This is a genomic window from Paenibacillus sp. SRL342 (assembly GCF_984798905.1).
Genome location: NZ_OZ481790.1, coordinates 6,655,371 through 6,674,219, shown reverse-complemented (window position 1 = coordinate 6,674,219; position 18,849 = coordinate 6,655,371). Strand labels below are relative to the sequence as shown.

Annotated in this window: 11 protein-coding genes and 1 pseudogene; 11 read left to right on the top strand and 1 reads right to left on the bottom strand. The window is 49.1% G+C overall.

What is annotated here, in order from left to right; all coding sequences use genetic code 11:
• Nucleotides 1–32 precede the first annotated feature (32 nt).
• The 9 genes and pseudogenes from AC4E8D_RS29575 (at nucleotide 33) to AC4E8D_RS29535 (ending at nucleotide 11,570) form a co-directional block, all read left to right on the top strand.
• A complete protein-coding gene (locus tag AC4E8D_RS29575) occupies nucleotides 33–1,235 on the top strand; it encodes a GerAB/ArcD/ProY family transporter (protein WP_490205599.1) in 1,203 nt (400 codons plus the stop codon).
• A 130-nt stretch (nucleotides 1,236–1,365) separates the two neighbouring features.
• Nucleotides 1,366–2,196, top strand: coding sequence for a uroporphyrinogen-III synthase (locus AC4E8D_RS29570; protein WP_490205598.1), 831 nt, complete (start codon nucleotides 1,366–1,368; stop codon nucleotides 2,194–2,196).
• Nucleotides 2,197–2,371: 175 nt separating this feature from the next.
• A complete protein-coding gene (locus AC4E8D_RS29565) occupies nucleotides 2,372–3,859 on the top strand; it encodes a cobyrinic acid a,c-diamide synthase CobB (RefSeq protein WP_490205597.1) in 1,488 nt (495 codons plus the stop codon).
• Between the two features lie 160 nt (nucleotides 3,860–4,019).
• A pseudogene (locus tag AC4E8D_RS29560) lies at nucleotides 4,020–4,759 on the top strand (SDR family oxidoreductase).
• Nucleotides 4,760–4,801: 42 nt separating this feature from the next.
• Nucleotides 4,802–5,440 carry a ThuA domain-containing protein gene (locus AC4E8D_RS29555; protein WP_074092596.1) on the top strand — a complete coding sequence of 213 codons (639 nt, stop codon included), beginning with the start codon at nucleotides 4,802–4,804 and terminating at the stop codon, nucleotides 5,438–5,440.
• Between the two features lie 72 nt (nucleotides 5,441–5,512).
• On the top strand, nucleotides 5,513–5,893 hold the full coding sequence (locus tag AC4E8D_RS29550) for a phasin family protein (RefSeq protein WP_076209724.1): 381 nt from the start codon (nucleotides 5,513–5,515) through the stop codon (nucleotides 5,891–5,893).
• On the top strand, nucleotides 5,894–7,564 hold the full coding sequence (locus tag AC4E8D_RS29545; protein WP_221825539.1) for an ABC1 kinase family protein: 1,671 nt from the start codon (nucleotides 5,894–5,896) through the stop codon (nucleotides 7,562–7,564).
• A 517-nt stretch (nucleotides 7,565–8,081) separates the two neighbouring features.
• Complete coding sequence (locus AC4E8D_RS29540; protein ID WP_490205596.1) at nucleotides 8,082–9,533, top strand: SulP family inorganic anion transporter; 1,452 nt, start codon at nucleotides 8,082–8,084, stop codon at nucleotides 9,531–9,533.
• Between the two features lie 429 nt (nucleotides 9,534–9,962).
• Nucleotides 9,963–11,570: a DEAD/DEAH box helicase gene (locus AC4E8D_RS29535; protein WP_221825537.1), complete on the top strand. Its 1,608-nt coding sequence runs from the start codon at nucleotides 9,963–9,965 to the stop codon at nucleotides 11,568–11,570.
• Between the two features lie 491 nt (nucleotides 11,571–12,061).
• Here AC4E8D_RS29535 and AC4E8D_RS29530 read toward each other — a convergent pair whose 3' ends face one another.
• A complete protein-coding gene (locus tag AC4E8D_RS29530; protein WP_221825536.1) occupies nucleotides 12,062–12,994 on the bottom strand; it encodes a hypothetical protein in 933 nt (310 codons plus the stop codon).
• A 408-nt stretch (nucleotides 12,995–13,402) separates the two neighbouring features.
• Here AC4E8D_RS29530 and AC4E8D_RS29525 point away from each other — a divergent pair, with 408 nt between their 5' ends.
• Complete coding sequence (locus AC4E8D_RS29525) at nucleotides 13,403–15,196, top strand: vWA domain-containing protein (protein WP_221825535.1); 1,794 nt, start codon at nucleotides 13,403–13,405, stop codon at nucleotides 15,194–15,196.
• 259 nt (nucleotides 15,197–15,455) lie between these two features.
• Entirely contained in the window at nucleotides 15,456–18,845 is a 3,390-nt protein-coding gene (locus tag AC4E8D_RS29520) for a tubulin-like doman-containing protein (protein ID WP_091036105.1), read from the top strand.
• The last annotated feature ends 4 nt before the right edge of the window (nucleotides 18,846–18,849 follow it).

The window sequence follows — 18,849 nt, the reverse complement described above, 5'->3', positions numbered from 1 at the left end:
TTGCAGATTAACTGACGGAAAGGAGGTATTGTATGAATCAGAGTGTGACCCATCGGCAGGTTGTGCTGCTCGTGCTGATACTCAGTATTACAGGTACGCTGATTCAGCCCCACGCTCAGGCCATTTTCTACGCGGAGCAGCATGCTTATCTCTCGTATGTGCCCGTTGTTTTTGTGATGATAATATCTCTATGGTTAATAAGTCGGGTCCAGCGACGATTTCCCAATCAGGATCTGTTCGAATCCATTGTTCAGCGATTCCCGTTTTTGGGGAGAGTAATGGGATTTCTGTACATTCTATTTTTTTTCTTCGTGTTTGCAAGAGACATCCGACTATCAGGTGACTATATAAGTATAACGCTACTGGAGAACACACCCATTTCCATCATTGTATTATCTCTGGTGGTCATGGGCGTCTTTATCGTTCGAGGCGGACTCGGTTCCTTAATCGGAATGGCGGAATTGTATGTTATGCTGTTTCTGCTGATCTCGTTGATTATACCTTTCATGCTTATTCAGCAGGTAAATATGGATAATCTCATGCCGTATTTTCATGTTGATGTTGCAGGAGTAGGCAAGGGGAGTTGGTACATATTTTCGTTTTATGGAGAGATGATTGCATTGCCGTTTGTCATCAAGGGTAGTGATTTTCGTTTCAAGTCGGTTCTATGGGGAATTATCATCTCTGCACTCCTAATGATGCTTATCCTTGTGGAGACGATAACTGCGATCGGAGTCCCTATTGCTTCCAGACTCGTATACCCATCCTATGAACTGGCAAGGCAGCTGCAAATCAGTGATTTTCTGGACCGGTTTGACCTTGCGCTGGCAGCAGCAACCATGCCAACCATGATTACGAAGATTGCATTTGATCTATACTTTGTCTGCTGGGGACTGAAGCGGATGATTCCGAAAGTGTCGGGAAAGATGATGACAGGCCCGGTGGCCTTGGTTGGATTCGTATGTGCTTTCTGGTTCTTCCGAAACGCGATTCAGCTTAATCGTTTTACCCGGGAATGGACATGGATCGCCATTGTTTTCGAAGCGCTGTTCCCCATTGTGCTGTTCCTTTTTCTTCGTCCTCGCAAAAAGGATAAAAAAGAATCCACCCAACAGAGATCGGGAGACCAGTCAAAGAAAGAGAAGCATGAGCCGGAACAAAAATCGGCTGATTCGGAGAAGGACGGAGAGAAAAGAAGGCAGGATTCTCATGGTGGGGAACTCCAGCCTTCCTGATGCATTCCATCAAAAATCCTTATAGATGAACGGGCAAAAAGAGGGAAAGCACAGTTCCCCTTCACAGAAGTACCCTGTATACTGTAGTCAGACTGATGAACATTCGGCTGAACTAACGGGGGGAACATGAATGGCTCAACATTTGGCAGGTGTGCGTGTAGCATTGACAGGACCACGAAAATCGAAAGAAATGTCCGTACTGGTTGAAAAGATGGGTGGAATCCCGCTTGTGCGACCGGCACAGGGGACCGTATTCCTGGATGATCGGAGTATCAGGGATGGGCTGGTATCCTGGATCTCAGACCCGCCAGACTGGGCGGTATTAACTACGGGTATGGGATTGGATGCATTGTTTGAAATGGCTGAGGATATGGAAGTGGCGGGAAAATTACTGGATGCATTATCGGAATCCTCAATCGCGGCAAGGGGATACAAGACGGTGAATGCACTCAAAAAGCGCAAGTTAACACCGCTGGTACGAGATGATGACGGTAGCACGGACGGGCTCATTCGAGAATTCTCCCCACATGATCTTGCAGGGAAAAAGGTCATGTTGCAGCTTCATGGGGAGACAGCTCCCAAACTCGTTGCATGGTTGGAAGAACAAGGTGCAATCGTCAGACAAGTGCTTCCTTACCGCCATGTACCGCCAGAAGAGGCAGAGCTGGAACAGTTATTAAATGAAATTCTAAAGTTCGAGGTAGATGCTGTTGTGTTCACAAGTGGACCGCAGGTCAGATTTCTGACGCAATATGCGGCCTCCCAGGACAAGCTTGAGCCGATGCTTGCAGCCTTCAGACAAGGCGTAATCCCTGCGTCTGTAGGTAAAGTAACAGCAAACTCCATGCGTGAAGAAGGCATTGAGGCACTGGTCATTCCGGAGGAAGAGAAGATGGGAGCACTCATCGTTGAGCTTGGACGTTACTTTGCAGCAGGGCGTGGGGCTAAGATTAGAGATTAGTAGCCTGCTTTTAGATCAGTTCGACAAAAAGCTTTTGGCGTCGCTTCATGAATAAAGGGTGTGCATTAAGCTTAACCGCATCGCTATATGATGCGGTTTTGTTTAGATTATAGAATTTATACGTTTTCAGCGGAGCTGAAGGATTCGATAATCGCAAGAAAAGGTGGATATGACGATGACCATTGCAGATCGTAACGCCAGGCCCCGACTGATCATTGCAGGCACCGGGAGTGGTGCAGGAAAAACGACAGTAACCTTGGGGCTGATGAGAGCACTCGCTCAGCGTGGCTTGAGTGTACAAGGGTTCAAGTGCGGCCCGGATTATATTGATCCGACATATCATACCGCAGTCACGAGCAGACCGTCACGTAATCTGGATGCATGGATGACATCGCCTGAGTATGTGAGAGATACGTTCGAGAAGGCATCGGCAGGACATGATATATCCATTATCGAAGGCGTTATGGGCCTCTACGATGGCAAAGATCCGCTTAGCAATACAGGCTCAACTGCAGAGATTGCTCTGGTCACGCAGACCCCTGTGGATGTACGCAGCATGGCTCGCAGTGCGGCCGCGATTGTACTGGGTTTTCAACATTTGGAGCCTGAATTAAATATTGCGGGAGTGATCGTTAACCGGTGTGGAAGTGCGGGTCATTACACCATTGTGAAAAAAGCCATTGAGCAGATGTGCGGCATTCCGGTGGTTGGCTGGCTGAAGCGTGACGAGGACATGTCCATTCCGGAGAGACATCTGGGACTGGTACCTGCGATCGAGCGCGGTGAACTGGAGCCATTATTTCAACGTACAGCCGATGTGTTAATGGAAGGCACTGATCTGGATCTTCTGCTGGAGCTGGCAGCAAGCGCCCCGCCGCTTCAACAAGAAAAAGGGAGTCTTGCCGCTACTACCCACGCGGATTCGGCTAATGCTGAATCAGGCTCGAATTACGATTCGCAATTCGATTCAGTGATCCACGTTAATAATCGACATGTATCATATGCGGTGCAGCCTGTCATTGCCGTTGCGCGTGATGCGGCATTTAATTTCTATTATCCCGATAATCTGGAATTGCTCGAAGCAGCCGGGGCCCGATTACAATACTTCAGCCCGCTCGCTGGTGAAGGTATTCCAATGGATGTGGATGGGATCTATTTGGGCGGTGGGTTTCCTGAGGAATTTGCAGCAGAGATTGCCGGTAACCAAGGGTTCTTGGAAGGACTTCGACAGGCGGTACAATCCAACATGCCGTTATTTGCCGAGTGTGGTGGTTACATGGTGCTCGGGGAAACGTTAACCGACCGTGAGGGAGTCACCTTCAACATGGCGGGCATTATCCCCGCTCAGGTGCAGATGCAGAAGAAGCGAGCTGCGCTTGGCTATCGTGAAGCGAGTAGCATTCAGGATTCCTTTTTGCTGAAAAAGGGTGAAGTGCTACGGGGTCATGAATTTCATTATTCCACGATGACCTATCGTGATGAAGCAACGATTCCTTATGCATATGAGACCAAGGGGTTGCGCGGCCTGAAGCAAGAAGGGTATGCGGCAGGCAACATCGTGGCGGGGTATACGCACGTTCATCTGGGCTCTTACCCGGCAGCCGCTCAAAGATGGGTGGAACATTGTTTAGCCTATCGGCAGGAGCGATATATGCAGAGATAATAGCAGCTTTTTATAGCTCAAATAGATAGCTGAATTCAATAAGCAAAATGGCTCTAATCTCGCTTTTGCCTCCTGAGTCTTTGGTCGTGAAGTTGGCGATCCCATTCTGAATTAAAGGTTTTTAGATGAATATGTGGAATGAATAAAAGACAGAATCATTATGCGAGGGAGGGACATCATGATGAGAACCGTATGTGTAACGGGAGCTGCTCGGGGATTGGGATTGGCTTTGACGGCACAGATGCTGAAGAGAGGGTATCTCGTGTATGCGGCCGGTCTGGACGTGGAGGATTCCGAGGGGATTCGTATGCTTGCAGAAGGATATCCTGACCATCTGCGCGCCATCGAACTGGATATCGCGGACGACCTGTCGGTAGCTTTGTTCACGGAGACGTTGAAGCTGGATACGAATCATTTGGATATGCTGATCAATAATGCGGCTATACTAGGGAGTATTACGGATCATATCCGCGGGCCGTTGAATATGGCGGAGATGGCTGAAGTATTTAATGTGAACACCTTAGGCACACTGCGTGTGACTCATTCCCTGTGCCCCTCCTTCTTCAAGGGCAGGTCAAGCTGATTGTTGATATCTCTTCCGAGGCTGGAAGTATAGAGCAATGCAGTCGGGATGGGTGGTATGCCTATTGTATGTCCAAAGCTGCTTTGAACATGCAGGCCCGTCTTGTGCACAATGGTCTGAAGGATGAAGGCGGACAAGTGATGCTTGTGCATCCCGGTTGGGTACAGAGTTATATGAGGGGCGAATTGGATGTTTCTGCGGATCTCACGCCCGAGCAATCTGCACAGCATATCGCAGTACTTATCGACCGCCATGAACAGTTTAAAGGAGATCAACCCGCATATGTGGACTACAAGGGCGAGAAGCTCCCCTGGTAGTTGATTGATACAGTGAGGTGAACAAGAAAGGAGATTGATTGAATGGATCATCGTAAAAAAGCATTACTACTTGGCGATTATACACATCCGGATTGGCACCCGCTTCAAGGTGTGGATGCGGAGATTAGCCGAATTTTCCATGATACTATGACTGTGCAGTGCAGTGAGAATCGGAATATGCTGCTGCAAGAAAATATAACCGGGTTTGATGTATGTATCTCATACATGGACGATTGGAAGGGGAAAGTCTCTCCACAGCAGACAGCAGGTTTGTTGTCCTATGTAAGTAATGGAGGTGGACTGGTCATTATACATAACGGCATTTCGCTCCAAAATCGTTATGAGCTCAAACAGATGATCGGTGCCAAGTTCCTGCATCATCCGGCATATGCACCGCTTGAATTTACTGTAACGGCGGAAAGCCATCCCGTGACGGAGGGCATTTCGAATTTCACAATGGAAGAAGAGCCGTATCAGTTCGAATTTGGTTCTTTTGCCGAAACGAAAATATTGCTGGAATATCAATCCGAAGATGGACCAAAACCTGCGGTTTGGGCTCATCGATATGGTGTTGGACGTATTGTGTATCTGATGCCGGGTCACCATGTGCCGTCTTTTGCACACGAAACGTACCGTAAATTACTTCTGCAAGCAGGCAAATGGGCTGCACGTTACGTCTGATCGGACACGCAACTTTGCATGCAGAGTATAAGGGGTATAATATAGAGATCAACGAAGAGGAGGATGACAAAAATGAGCGATTTGTTCAAAAAGGCGATCTCGTTAGGGCTTGGTCTTACTGTTGTAAGCAAAGAAAAGATTGAGAAAACCGTGGATGATTTGGTCAAGCGCGGGGAACTTGCGCCCGGTGAATCCAAAGCTTTGGTTGAACGTCTGCTGGAACGGGGCGATGAAGAGCAGGGTCAGTTCAAGAGAATGATTCAGGAGCAGGTCAAGCGAGTGCTTCAGGAAGCTGGTGTGGCATCCGAAAGTGATGTAACCAGTCTGGAACAGCGCGTTGCTGTCCTGGAGAAAAAACTTGCCGAACTGGGCCAATCACCACAGCTCCACCCTGATGAATCCCCGGCTCCACTTGAAGTTCCTCCTCCTCTCAAAGGAAACGAGATCGAGTAGATGGCAGTGCGAATCAAACATGTCGGCAGATACCGTGAAATTGCCATGGCGCTAGTGCGTCATGGCTTCGGTTATATGGTCGAGGAGCTGGGTTTGTTCCAGCTGCTGGCTCTGCCCAGACGGTGGATGTCGCGTGAAGCACACACCACCAAAACGCTGAGTGAACGCATCAGGCTTGTGCTGCAGGAGCTGGGGCCAGCTTTCGTTAAGCTGGGGCAACTCGCAAGTACAAGGGCAGATCTGTTGCCTGAGTCTGTCATTCGTGAGCTGGTGAAGTTGCAGGATCAGGTCCCCCCGTTCTCTTCCGAGACGGCACGGGGTATTTTGGAACAGGAATTGGATACACCGCTGGAGGAGATCTTTTCCCGGTTTGAGGATACCCCTGTAGCTGCGGCCAGCATTGGACAGGTGCATCTGGGCAAACTTCGAAGCGGTGAGTCGGTAGCCATCAAGATTCAGCGGCCGGGTATATCGCGTATTGTGCAGCGTGACCTGGATATTTTGCGTGAGCTGACAGCCATGGCCGAGAAGCGCTGGGATTGGGTGAAGCAATATCAGATTCCGCAAATGGTCGAAGAATATGCTCAGGCCCTAATGGCCGAGCTGGATTATACGGTCGAAGGCCGCAATACGGAAAAGATTGCACAGCAATACCAACAGGACAACAAGGTGAAAATCCCGGCAATCTACTGGGATCAGACTTCATCCCGTGTACTCACGATGGAGTATATCGAAGGTATCAAACTCAATGATCGTGAAGAACTGGTTAGACGCGGTCATGATCTGAATAACATTGCCGAGCGGCTGGTGGATTCATTATTGAATCAGATTTTTATTCAGGGTTTCTTTCACGCTGATCCACATCCGGGCAATCTGATGGTATTGAAGGATGGACGTCTTGCCTTTATAGACTTCGGTATGGTGGGCAGTCTGAGTGATGAGATGAAACAGCAGCTTGCTTCGCTTATTATTGGGTTAATGCGCAAAGATACGGACAGTATGATCCGGGCAATTGAGAAATTGGGCATGATGCCAGATGACATGGACCTGCGTGGGCTTCATGTGGATTTGGACAAGTTGCGTACCAAATATTATGATATTCCTTTTTCCAAGATTAGTGTGGGTCAGGCGTTAAATGACTTGTTCGGCGTAGCCCAGAGGCACCGGGTTGTCATGCCTGCCGATATTCTGCTGCTCGGTAAATCGTTGCTAACAATGGAAGGTGTCATCGAACATCTCGATCCTTCCCTGAGCATCGTAGATATGGCCGAGCCCTTTGGGCGGAAGCTGATCAAGGAACGTTTTAGCGCAGGAAGAATAAAGAATCGGTTGTTCCGCAGTGCGGCTGATATGGCCGAAAGTGTCATTGGTCTGCCAGGGCAGTTAAGGCAATTATCATCCATTATTAGCAAAGGCAAGTTGAGGCTGGAGATCAGTGTCCCTGAACTGGATGCACTCATGCGCAGAATGGACCAAATCAGTAATCGGCTGTCTTTCAGTATTGTGTTACTCGCTTTTTGTATCATCATGGTTGGTTTGATTATTGGTTCGTCGATCAGTCATCAGTCCACGATGCTGTGGGATATTCCGGTCATTGAGATTGGTTTCCTGGTGGCGATTCTGATGGTGGCTTTCCTGCTCTATTCGATATTCAAATCGGGAAGGTTCTAGCAATAGCATGACATTACAGAGTACCCGCAAAGAGACTTTCTCCAAAGGATCTTTGCGGGTTATTTTTTGTGAATAGAGAATTGGTGAGTAAATTATAGAAATATTAAGATAATAGAAGAAAAGGTTCTGTTTTTTCGCCTTAACTGTATTAGTACATATCCAGTCCTGTGACTATAATAATAGGTCAGTACATTAACGGACCCGGTTTTTCTGAGAGGGGAAAACCTATGATATCAGGATCAGCTCCTGATGTCGCACGAGTAAGACAACTGAGGGCAGTAATGGAATATCAGCGGTACACACTGGAACGGAAAAGACATGAGTGCTCATGAACCCGTCAAGGTTATACGGATGGGGAAGAATGGTGCAGCTCAGGCAAGAGCATAGACGAATGATGCGGAGCGGGATCCGTTGTTTTGTGCTGTCCTGGGTAGTTGGTTAGTGTGAACGTCTTCCGTTACTCTTCAGTAAGATTGTCCATTCTGAGGAATACACGTAGGAGGAACGGCAAGAACATATGAATACTTTAAAACAACAATGGTTTGGCAACATTCGCGGAGACGTGCTGGCAGGCATTACGGTAGCGCTGGCGTTAATTCCGGAAGCCATTGCGTTCTCCATCATTGCGGGTGTTGATCCGATGGTCGGGTTGTATGCTTCGATTACAATTGCAATTGTGATCTCGATAGCTGGTGGAAGACCAGGCATGATCTCGGCGGCAACAGGTGCCATGGCGGTACTGATGGTTGGACTCGTCAAGGATTATGGCGTGGAATACCTTTTTGCAGCAACGATATTAACAGGAATTATTCAGTTTCTACTGGGCATATTTAAGGTTGGACGGTTTATTACGTTTGTGCCTCATTCGGTACTGACCGGATTCGTGAATGCACTGGCTATACTGATCTTTATGGCGCAGTTAACCCACTTCACGGGAGCGAATTGGATTATGTATGCGATGGTGGCGGGCACGCTGGCGATCGTTTATATTTTGCCACGGTTTTTCAAAGGCGTTCCAGCTCCACTGATTGCGATTATCGTGATGACGATTATTACCTTGGTGTTTCATCTCGATGTAAGAACAGTCGGCGACATGGGGAATATAACGAGCACTCTGCCGATGTTCCACTTGCCGAATATTGCGTGGACTTGGGACACGCTGATGATTCTGCTGCCTTATTCATTCACCATGGCACTGGTTGGTTTGCTGGAATCCCTGCTGACTGCAACCATCGTGGATGAGATGACCGAGACCAAGAGCAGCAAGAACCGTGAGGTGCGTGGTCAGGGTATCGCGAATTTTGTGAACGGTTTGTTTGGCGGCATGGGCGGCTGTGCGATGATTGGGCAGTCGGTCATTAATGTGAAGTCTGGCGGACGTGGAAGATTGTCCACGTTTACTGCGGGTGCGTTTCTCGCGATCCTGTTGTTGCTGTTTAGCGGCGTGGTGAAACAGGTGCCGATGGGTGCGCTCGTCGGTGTAATGTTTATGGTGTGTATCGGAACATTCGACTGGAGTTCCATTAAAAATATTGCTCGTGTGCCTCGGGCGGAAGCCTTTGTCATGATCGTGACGGTGGCAATTGTGGTCTATACCCACGATCTGTCGATCGGGGTCATGGTAGGCGTTGTGCTCAGCGTGTTGCATTTTGGCTGGAAACAGACCAAGATTCGTGTTCAGGCGAGCCAGGAGCAAGGGCAGAAAGTATATCGGGTTCATGGACCGTTCTTCTTCGGTTCTTCGTCCCGGTTTGTGGACGAGTTCGATGCAGAAGCTGATCCGAAGGAAATCACGATTGATTTCGGAGGTTCACATATCTGGGACAATACTGCGGTTGTGGCTATTGGCAAAGTGAAGTTCAAATACGCGAAGCTGGGCAAAACTGTGCACCTGCGCGGGTTGAACGAAGAGAGCACTCGCATTCTTGAACGGAGTGGATTTGCGACAGCTGGAGGGCACGGCTCGTAACTTGGTTGCAACGAAGTAAACAACGAATAGATAACATAAAAAGATGCATTTTAATCAGCGGCGCACTTTTTCCGGATTTAATCGGGGAGAGGGCGTCGCTGTTTTTTATTAGAGCCTGAGGCATGCTAGGTCATTTCCACATCATCAGCAATCTGAAGGCAGATCTAGAGTCACTTGGTTGATACAAGTCACGCTGATCTCGAGATTTTATGCTACAAGTTAGGGTGTAACGCTGTATCCCCTTTTGTTTTGCTTGACTAACGTGTAAACTACAGGGTATGGAGAAGAAGAGCAACGAGTGGATTGCTTTTTAAAAAATTCATTTCATAAACATGATTGATATAAGGAAAACTAGTCTTGATGGCAGATACTGATACTAAGGTCATTATGAAATGGACTTATCTAAATGAATATACAGAGGTGTAACGATTGGCAAACTTTGAACAACTGGGCATTCGCCCGGAATGGTGCGAGATCCTGAAACATCAGGGCATCGCCGTGCCGACTCCGGTACAGGAGCGTTCGATTCCGGTACTGCTGGGTGGACGCGATATTATCGCCGAGGCACAGACAGGAACAGGGAAAACGCTGGCATTTTTGCTGCCGATTATTCAGAAAATTAACGTATCGGACCGTTCGCCACAAGCGTTGATTATTGCGCCTACGCGTGAGCTTGCGCTGCAAATTACGGAAGAAGCGAAGAAACTCACGGCAAACGACGATAAACTGCACGTGCTTGCCGTATACGGCGGGCAGGATGTGGACAAGCAACTGCGTAAATTGCAGAACGGTACCCAGATCGTTATTGGTACACCAGGTCGTCTCCTGGATCACCTGCGCCGTGGCACGTTGAAGCTTGATAATGTGAAGAAACTGGTGCTGGATGAAGCCGACCAAATGTTGCACATGGGCTTCCTGGACGATGTGGAAACGATTCTTAGTGAGCTTCCACACAAACGTCAGACCATGCTGTTCTCAGCAACAATGCCGAAGGGCATTCGCAACCTGGCGAAGACCTACATGAAAGATCCGGAAGATGTAAAAGTATCTTCCCAATCTGTTATTCCGATCAAACAAATTCGCCAGCAAGTGCTGGAATGCACGGATCGTGGTAAATTAGAAGCACTTCGCGGCATGATTGATACGTATCGCCCATACTTGGCGATTATTTTCTGTCGGACCAAGCGTCGTGCATCCAAGCTGAACCAAGATCTGCGTGAAGCAGGTTATGCAAGTGATGAACTTCATGGAGATCTGTCCCAATCCAAGCGTGAGAACGTCATGAAAGCGTTCCGCGATGCCAAACTGCAAGTGCTGGTTGCTACAGATGTAGCTGCACGTGGACTTGATGTTGAAGGCGTTACGCATGTATTTAACTACGATATGCCGCATGATGCGGAAAGTTATATTCACCGGATTGGTCGTACGGGCCGTGCAGGCGGTACAGGTCTTGCTGTAACGTTTGCAACAGAGCACGACAGACCGGAACTAGCACGTATTGAACAAGGGATCGACCAGAAGCTGTCCCGTATCCAGTGGACAAGCGAAGGTCCAATTGCTTCAACTGGAGCAGCTAGACGTTCCATCAACAGTCAAGGGGATGACGAACGTTCAGGCGGACGCTCTTCCGGAACTGGTAGTGCCCGTCGCGGTGCAGGCCGTAACGATCGCAGAGATGGCGGACGTGGGGGGCGTGGTTCCCGCGGCGGCGAAGGTGGACGCAGTGAAGGTGGCCGCAGTGGTGGTCGTAGCGCTGGCCGCAGCAGCGACAGCAGTCGTGGTGCAGCGGGTCAAGGTGGACGCGGTGCAGGTCGCAGTGGCGACGAGCGCAGCGCAGGTCGTGGTTCCGCGCGCAGCAGCGACAGCAGTCGCGGAGCAGCGGGCCAAGGCGGACGCGGTGCAGCTAGCAGCGGCTGGGCTGGCCGTAGCGCCGACAAGCGCAGCTCCGGGCGCAGCAGCGAAGGCTCTCGCCGTCCGGAATCCGCAGGACGCGGACCGGCAAAGGGCGACCGTCGCGATTCCCGTCGCGGACGGTAAAGCCTTGGCGCAAGCGGCGATGCAGCCGCAATTGCGCAGGCACCATGCCATGCCACAGGGTTTGGCATGGCACATATGAGAGGGTTCGGGTACAGATGTACCGAACCCTCAGATCAAGGGTCGCGACGGAACCACGTCGCGGCCCTTTTTCAACAGGGCAGATGATCATTTTCGCTTATTCTTTTTGTCATCTGTGAGTGCCTGTTTGTGCGCCTGCTTGATCCATGGAAGATGCCATTTAGGTATTCCCCATCTAGTTTTTCTTTCTGTCCGTGTACTGCGCATAGCACTTGGCAAACTTCCATAAAATTCAAAACACCTCATCCTAGACCTAAGGATGGGGTGTTTTTGGATTAATTCTTATATCATTAGAATCATAACCTTCGATCTGTGGTGCTGACGCGCATGCAGGGATGGATGAAATTGCATTCGTCTATATACAGGGAATGAGTTTGCACTAAACTACGTTTTTCTTTCTCAATATATCATCCCTACAGCTGAACATCTGCGTATTGATCCCGATATTTCTCGTTATACACCCGGCCTACTGACTCCGCCAGTCCCCCGCGTGCCTTGCTCGGATAGCGTTCAATCGTGTGATAAAGTCTCATGAATCGATCCTTGGGCATAAAGCGGGCGTAGCGGGTAATAAGACTAGGGAATAACTCAATATATTTGCTCTTGCGCACGGCAGCAGCAGCTACGGCTGTAAGAATCTGAATACCATTGTGGAGCTGTAAAATGTTCACTTCATAGGTTGCGATATAACGAATCGCATCTTCCCGGATCAAATCCGGCTTAAGTCGTGCGATCTCACCGATATATTCAGCCAGTAGCCGCTCGAAGCTGCGTAACAGCAAGGGCTTGAGCTGCAGATCCATATCACTGCGCAGTACAAAGGATTGTAACAGCGCAACCTGTTGCAGTCGAATCCGGTCATTGTAGACGAGTGAGCCGATCTCGCGGAGCATCTCATAGGCAAGTGCTTCATCCTGCTTTCGAGCTTCAGCGACCAGAGCCCAGTTGCGGTTAATACCCTGGCGGATGAGTTCCTCATCCTGTTGCAACGTGCGCTTCAACTCGCGCTGCTGCTGTACCTCGAACGAACGTTTCTGCATGAAAATCAGTAAGGCCAGAAGCAGCAGGGAAACGCTGGCTGCCGCCATGGTCTGATCTATGGTTTCACCAAAATAGGTGGCAGCAGCACCGAACAATATCGTAATGAACAGGTCGCGTGCAATTCGACGTTTCACACGGGAAGTTGCCTTCGCTTGAACGGAATTCAGGGTACCCCGGCCACAGGCCGTGCACTCCTCTTCCCACAGGCAGGTATACTGTCCACAACGGGTGCAGACTTGCAACTTTTCATAGGCATAGGTCGTTCGTTGAAATGGTCGTATGGATACAACTAGTTTAGTACTCATGCTCAATCACGCTCACCATTCAGAATAGTGTAGAGGGTACGATCCGTGTCTTCCCGGGAGACCGGTTTCCGCCGATGAAGCTGGAGTGCAAAACCCTTTATCATGACAAAAAGAAACAATATGGCGAGGCATCCGTATGTAACCATAATCCGTTCCCTTCTATAGCTTGATAATCAAGCGCTGTTATATTGCAGTTTGCTGGCAATAACTATATCATATTTCCATAGTTGGTACTTTTGTGCCAGTTACAGGCGTGAAATCGTCGATTATTGTCAGTCATTACAAAACTGTAACTCAAGATAGGGGTGCTTTTCAGAATTTATTAGCAGACTGTTAAGATTTCCTTAAGGCTTGACGCCTATAATAAACTATTCCCATTTTAATCTCAAACGTGAAGGAGTACACCCAATGCTGCGGACACGCAAAATACGCTGGCTCAGCGGAACGATGGTTCTGCTGGCAATTCTAACGCTACTGCTACCTCAAGCGTTGCTGCCACAAGCTGCAGCGGCTCAGGCACAGACAAGCGGAATCGATGCGGTACTTGTAGCCGATGTAAGTAACTCGATGAATACAAGTGACCGTGACAAGATTAGTAATGAGGCCATGAAAATGTTTGTTGATATGCTGCCGGTCCAGGGGGACAAGGTAGGAATTGTTGCATATACCGATCAGGTGGAGCGGGAAAAGGCTATGCTGGAGATTCAGTCCGATGCGGACAAGAGTAGCCTGAAGGATTTTATTGATCAACTCGGCCGAGGCCCATATACCGATGTCTCAGTTGGTGTCGCTGAAGCCGTAAACATACTGAATCATGGTGCAGACCCATCCCACTCGCCGATGATCGTGCTGCTGGCGGATGGCAACAATGACTTTAACAAAACCAAAGGCCGTACACAGGCACAATCCGACGCTGATCTGGCGAAAGCCGTGAAGGAAGCACAGGATCAAGGTATTCCGGTGTATACGATTGGACTGAACGCGGATGGCAAGCTGAACAAGAATGCACTCGCAGACCTGGCTCAGCAGACCGGAGGCAAGTCATTCATTACCGATACGCCGGATGATCTGCCACAGATTCTGAGTGAGATCTTCGCCGATCATGCCAAACTGAATGTGGTGAAGCTGCCCTCTGTAACGGGAAACGGCAGTTATCAGGAAGTTACCGTGAATGTGCCGAATGACAGTGTATTGGAAGCAAATATTTCGATCATGTCTTCGAAGCCGGTGGAAGTGCAATTGACGGACCCTTCCGGACAAGCCGTGGACCTGAATTCGGATGCAGCCAAGCTCTCGACGTCGAAGAGTTATTCACTCGTGAAGCTGTTGAAACCCCAAGAGGGAGACTGGAAACTTCGGGTAAAAGGGGCTCCGAAAGACAGCATCGATATCAACCTGTTGTTCAACTACGATCTTCAGCTCGTTGTGGACCCAATTAAGACCAAGTCCTATACCAAAGGGGACAAGGTTGACCTTGCAGCCAAACTGGAGAATGGCGGTCAGCCACTTCAGGATAATGATCTGTATACAGATATGAAGGCCACGCTGGTTGTGAAAGATGTAGATACAGGCAAAAGTGATGAACAACCGCTGGAAAACACCGGTTCTGGTTTTGCCGGAACGTTTGAAGTACCAGACAATCATAACTATGAATTAGTCATCCGTGCGGAAGAAGACAGCTTCTACCGTGAAAGTGAGCCAATCACGATCAACGCGAGCGGAGCAGCCGGAAGTGGATCTCAACCGACAACGTCAGGCGGTGAACAGGATAAGCCGTTTCCTTGGTTACCTGTCATTCTGGGTGTTGTAGCCCTGATTGTGGTCGGTGTTGGTGCCTGGTTCCTGATGGGCTTGCTGAAACGCAAAAACCGGGGATTTGTAGGTCAGATGGTTGTGGAGATTCGTGATGAGAACACGGGAGACAAGTCCTATCCGCAATATAAAAAGCTGGTATCCTTCCGCGGCAGATTCCATCTGCATCAGTTGTTGCAACTGGACCCTGAGCTGAAGGAAACCGAAAAATATGTATTTACGCCCAGCAATGGGGATCGAATTATAATCCGTAACACCGCTGGCGGTACGCTGGAGAAATCCGGTCGTGCAGTCGATGCAAGCTCAGGCGTTGAACTGAAGAACGGTGACCGACTGAGCATCCCGCTGCAACAGGCGGACAAAACCATTTTAATTGAGTATCTGGTGTGAAAGATTATAGCTAAGTGAATGTAAGCTATATAAGTTGAACTAATCCATTTACACGAGAACGCAGAGGACAGAAAAAAGCTGGAGAAGCGAAGGGTTCGCCTTTATACCCAGATGTTCACCTTTGGAAAATAGAATCAAAAAATCTGGGTATAACAGCGATCGGAAGGTTGTTCTGTCAACGGAGTGGCAAGTGTAAATATTCTTTAGTTTGAATTATATAGATTGAAGCATACGTGCGTTAATCTAAGGAGGACATGGAATGAAACCGATTGTTAGAGAACATATTCAGCAACTGGATGTATCACTTGGCGGAGGTATTGTCAGTGAGAAGATCAGAGTTGATACGATTGATAACCCCATTCTGATTATTGGTCTGGGAGGAACGGGAATTGATGCGCTGCTGCGCCTCAAATATCAGATTAACCGTCGTTTCAAGCTGCCACAAGACCCGGTATCCAAGAAAAAAATGGACAAACCGGACAATGTGGAGTTTCTGGCTTTTGAGACAAACGAACAGGATCGTGCCAAAAAGTATAAAGGGATCGGACTTGATCCGATCAATGAATTCGTGCTGCTGTCCAATGCCGAGATTGGCGGACTTCTTCAGAACCGCAGCGTGCTGGAGCCGTACATTACGGACTGGCTGTCTCCCGAACTGAGCATCACGGACGGCATGAACGGCGCCGCAGGGGTGCGTCAGGCTGGACGTCTGCTCCTGTTCACCAAGATTAATCAGGTCGTGCAGGCCATCGACAAAAAGATCAAAACCTTATCCGTAGGCACCAACAAAAAACTGATGGTGTTCCTGCTGACAGGTCTGTCCGGCGGTACAGGCAGCGGTTGCTTCCTCGATATTTCCTATATCGTGCGCGGTATTATCGAACGGGATCACGGCTCAGCCGGGATTGACCGCGTGAATACGCTGGGATATCTGTTCACGCCAGACGTGAACCTGTCCAACAAAAGCTTGAGCGAACACACTCGTGAATACATTCGCAAGAACGGATATGCTGCACTCAAAGAGCTGGATTACTGGATGAACGTGGATAGCCGCGGTGAGCGGTTTACACAGAAGTACGGCAATATTTTAACCGTGAACTCACCATTGCCGCCATTTAACCTGTGTCATCTGATCTCTGCGACCAATACCGAAGGCAAATTGCTGGAGAACGCCTATGATTACTGCATGAACGTCACGGCCGAGAACATTACCAACTTCATGGCAAGTGAGGAGAAGCAGTCGGGTGAGGAGTTTGCGATCCATGACTATATCAGCAACATCCGGACCAACATTGCACAGATGAACAAGGTGTACCCGGCGAACTATGATTACAACATCATCGGTGCATCTTCGGCTGTACTGCCGATTGAAGAGATGACAACGTATCTGGCTTACCGGATGTTCGACAAAATGAACACCATGTTCTCCAAAGCACCAAACCAGGAGGATACCGAGAAGTTTGCCCGCAAGCTGGGCATTGATCTCGAAAGTGTGGTCAAGTCTTTTGAAGCCCGCGTGCCAGAGCCGCTGCCTGGTTATCAGAACAGCGAGCGTTTATCCTATGGCAACGTGGTGAAATCACAGGTTGTGAATATGGACACCGAACTGGAGCAGAACTTCCTGGCCCGTGCCCGTGAAGAATATATCAAGGCGAAGAAACAACTGCCGGGTGAGATTGCTGGTCAGTTCACCGAACAGATCCGGCGTATGTTTTTGCATCCCGAACAAGGTCCCTTCTATGTCTCTCGTCTGATTTATACGGAAAAAGGTTTCTGTGTACTGAAGATGATTCAGTCGTACATTGAAACCCTGCGTGAGAATGCCTTCCGCATTCCGCGTGATATTGAAGCGGCTCAGGAGCAGTCCGAAGAGAAGCTGGGCGATGCGAAGAGTGCTTTTGTCTCCAAAGAGAAGAAAAAGAATGCTTATATTGAAGCAAAAATTCATGAGTACTGGCTGCACGCCGACGTGGAACGCAACGATCAGATGATCGAGTTCTATGAAGATCTGTATGAGTTGCTGAACCAGGAGAACAGCCGCATTTATAACGTATTTACCGAAACGCTGAACGCCCTTAGCTCGATATTCGCCAAGAACGGTGATCTGCTGACACGCGGCGAGGAACAAGCCGATCACAAAGGCAACAAAACATATTACTGGAACGTTGTGAGTGTACCGGATATCGTCAGTGTGGTGGACGGGCTGTTGGATAAACGTGATACAGATGATCTGATCCGTGACTTCTCTCGTGAATTGCTAGAAAACTCCAGCCAGTGGGTGAAAGAGAACGAGATTGATATCGTCAGCTCCATCTCCGACTTCCTGAGTGAGAAATTCGGTGATCTGATTACCCGTTCCATGGAAGATTTCCTGGTGATCAAGTACGGTCAGGATGAGTCAGTCGAGAAATTCGTGGAACGTTTCATTGCTGGCAAGCTGGATGATGAGGCTGTTCCAGTGTTCAATCTGAGCAACAGTACAGGCAGTCTGCATTTCCCTTCATGGGGATTTGTATCGGTACCTGCACAGGCGCCGGGCATTCTGAAAGGGATTCGCAATTATCAGAACAATGCCGTGGGCAAGTCTCATTTTACCGTTAAGGAAAGTGAAGTGCGTAACCGGATTTTCTGGCTGAATACCCGCAACGGGGTACCACTCTTTGTGTATACACCGCTTAAGGTATATGAGGAAAGTTATGAACGTACCATTTTGGACAAAGAAGGCATTGGTCGTCACTTGGTGCAAACGGAGAAAAACAACTGGACCTATCTGCCGTCTCCGATTCCAGAGAAATCATGGGGAGATGTGTACGAGAACGCCCGCGTGAAGCAGTATAACGCCCGTGTGCGTAACGAATTTGAGCAGGCGCTTGGATACAACATTGTGACAGCCAAATCGATTGATGAGAATACAAGCAACCGGTATGCGATTGTGACAACAGAAGCGTTTGACCTGTCTGCTAAACTGGGGGCCTACGACATGCGTCTGACGTCCACCACGCCGAACCTGGGCGAAGTGAAGCGGGCGGTGATCGAGCTGAAACGTCTGCAATCCGAAGGGTTGCCACGTGTGGGAGTTAAGGATATTTTCGGCAGTATTAATGAAGATATGGCTAAAGAAAACCTGGTACGCTCCCCGCAGCTGATCGCACGCGTACGTGAGGAACTGGCGAAGATGAATGCCATCTCGGCCAAAGTTGCAGAACTCGAAGGCATTCTTGCCCAGTACCAGGATGAAGAGCAGTGGTATGACCGCTTCATCGAAGCGTTATATACCGACACCATCGTCAAAAAAGGTGCGCTCTACGTCTATGACCGTGACCCGGAAGAAGATGCATGGGAGCCATTCGCTAACCTGATGAAGAGCCGTAACTTTGCCGAGTATGAAGTGTTTGGCAACTTCCGCGGTCTGGCTGAGAAGGATCGCAGTACACTGCTTCGTAAAGCCTCCCGTCGGGATAATGATCTGACGGCTTCAGAAGATATCACCCCATTGCTGACGAAGCTGGATGATCTGGCTGCGCTGTTCATGGAATCACGTGATCGTCTGGAGTATGAGCGGGTAGAACTGGCTAACGGAGAAGACATCTATCAGTTCTACAGAACGATGTCGTCCAAGCTGAACGACATTCGCAGAAGGCTGAAGTAAGATG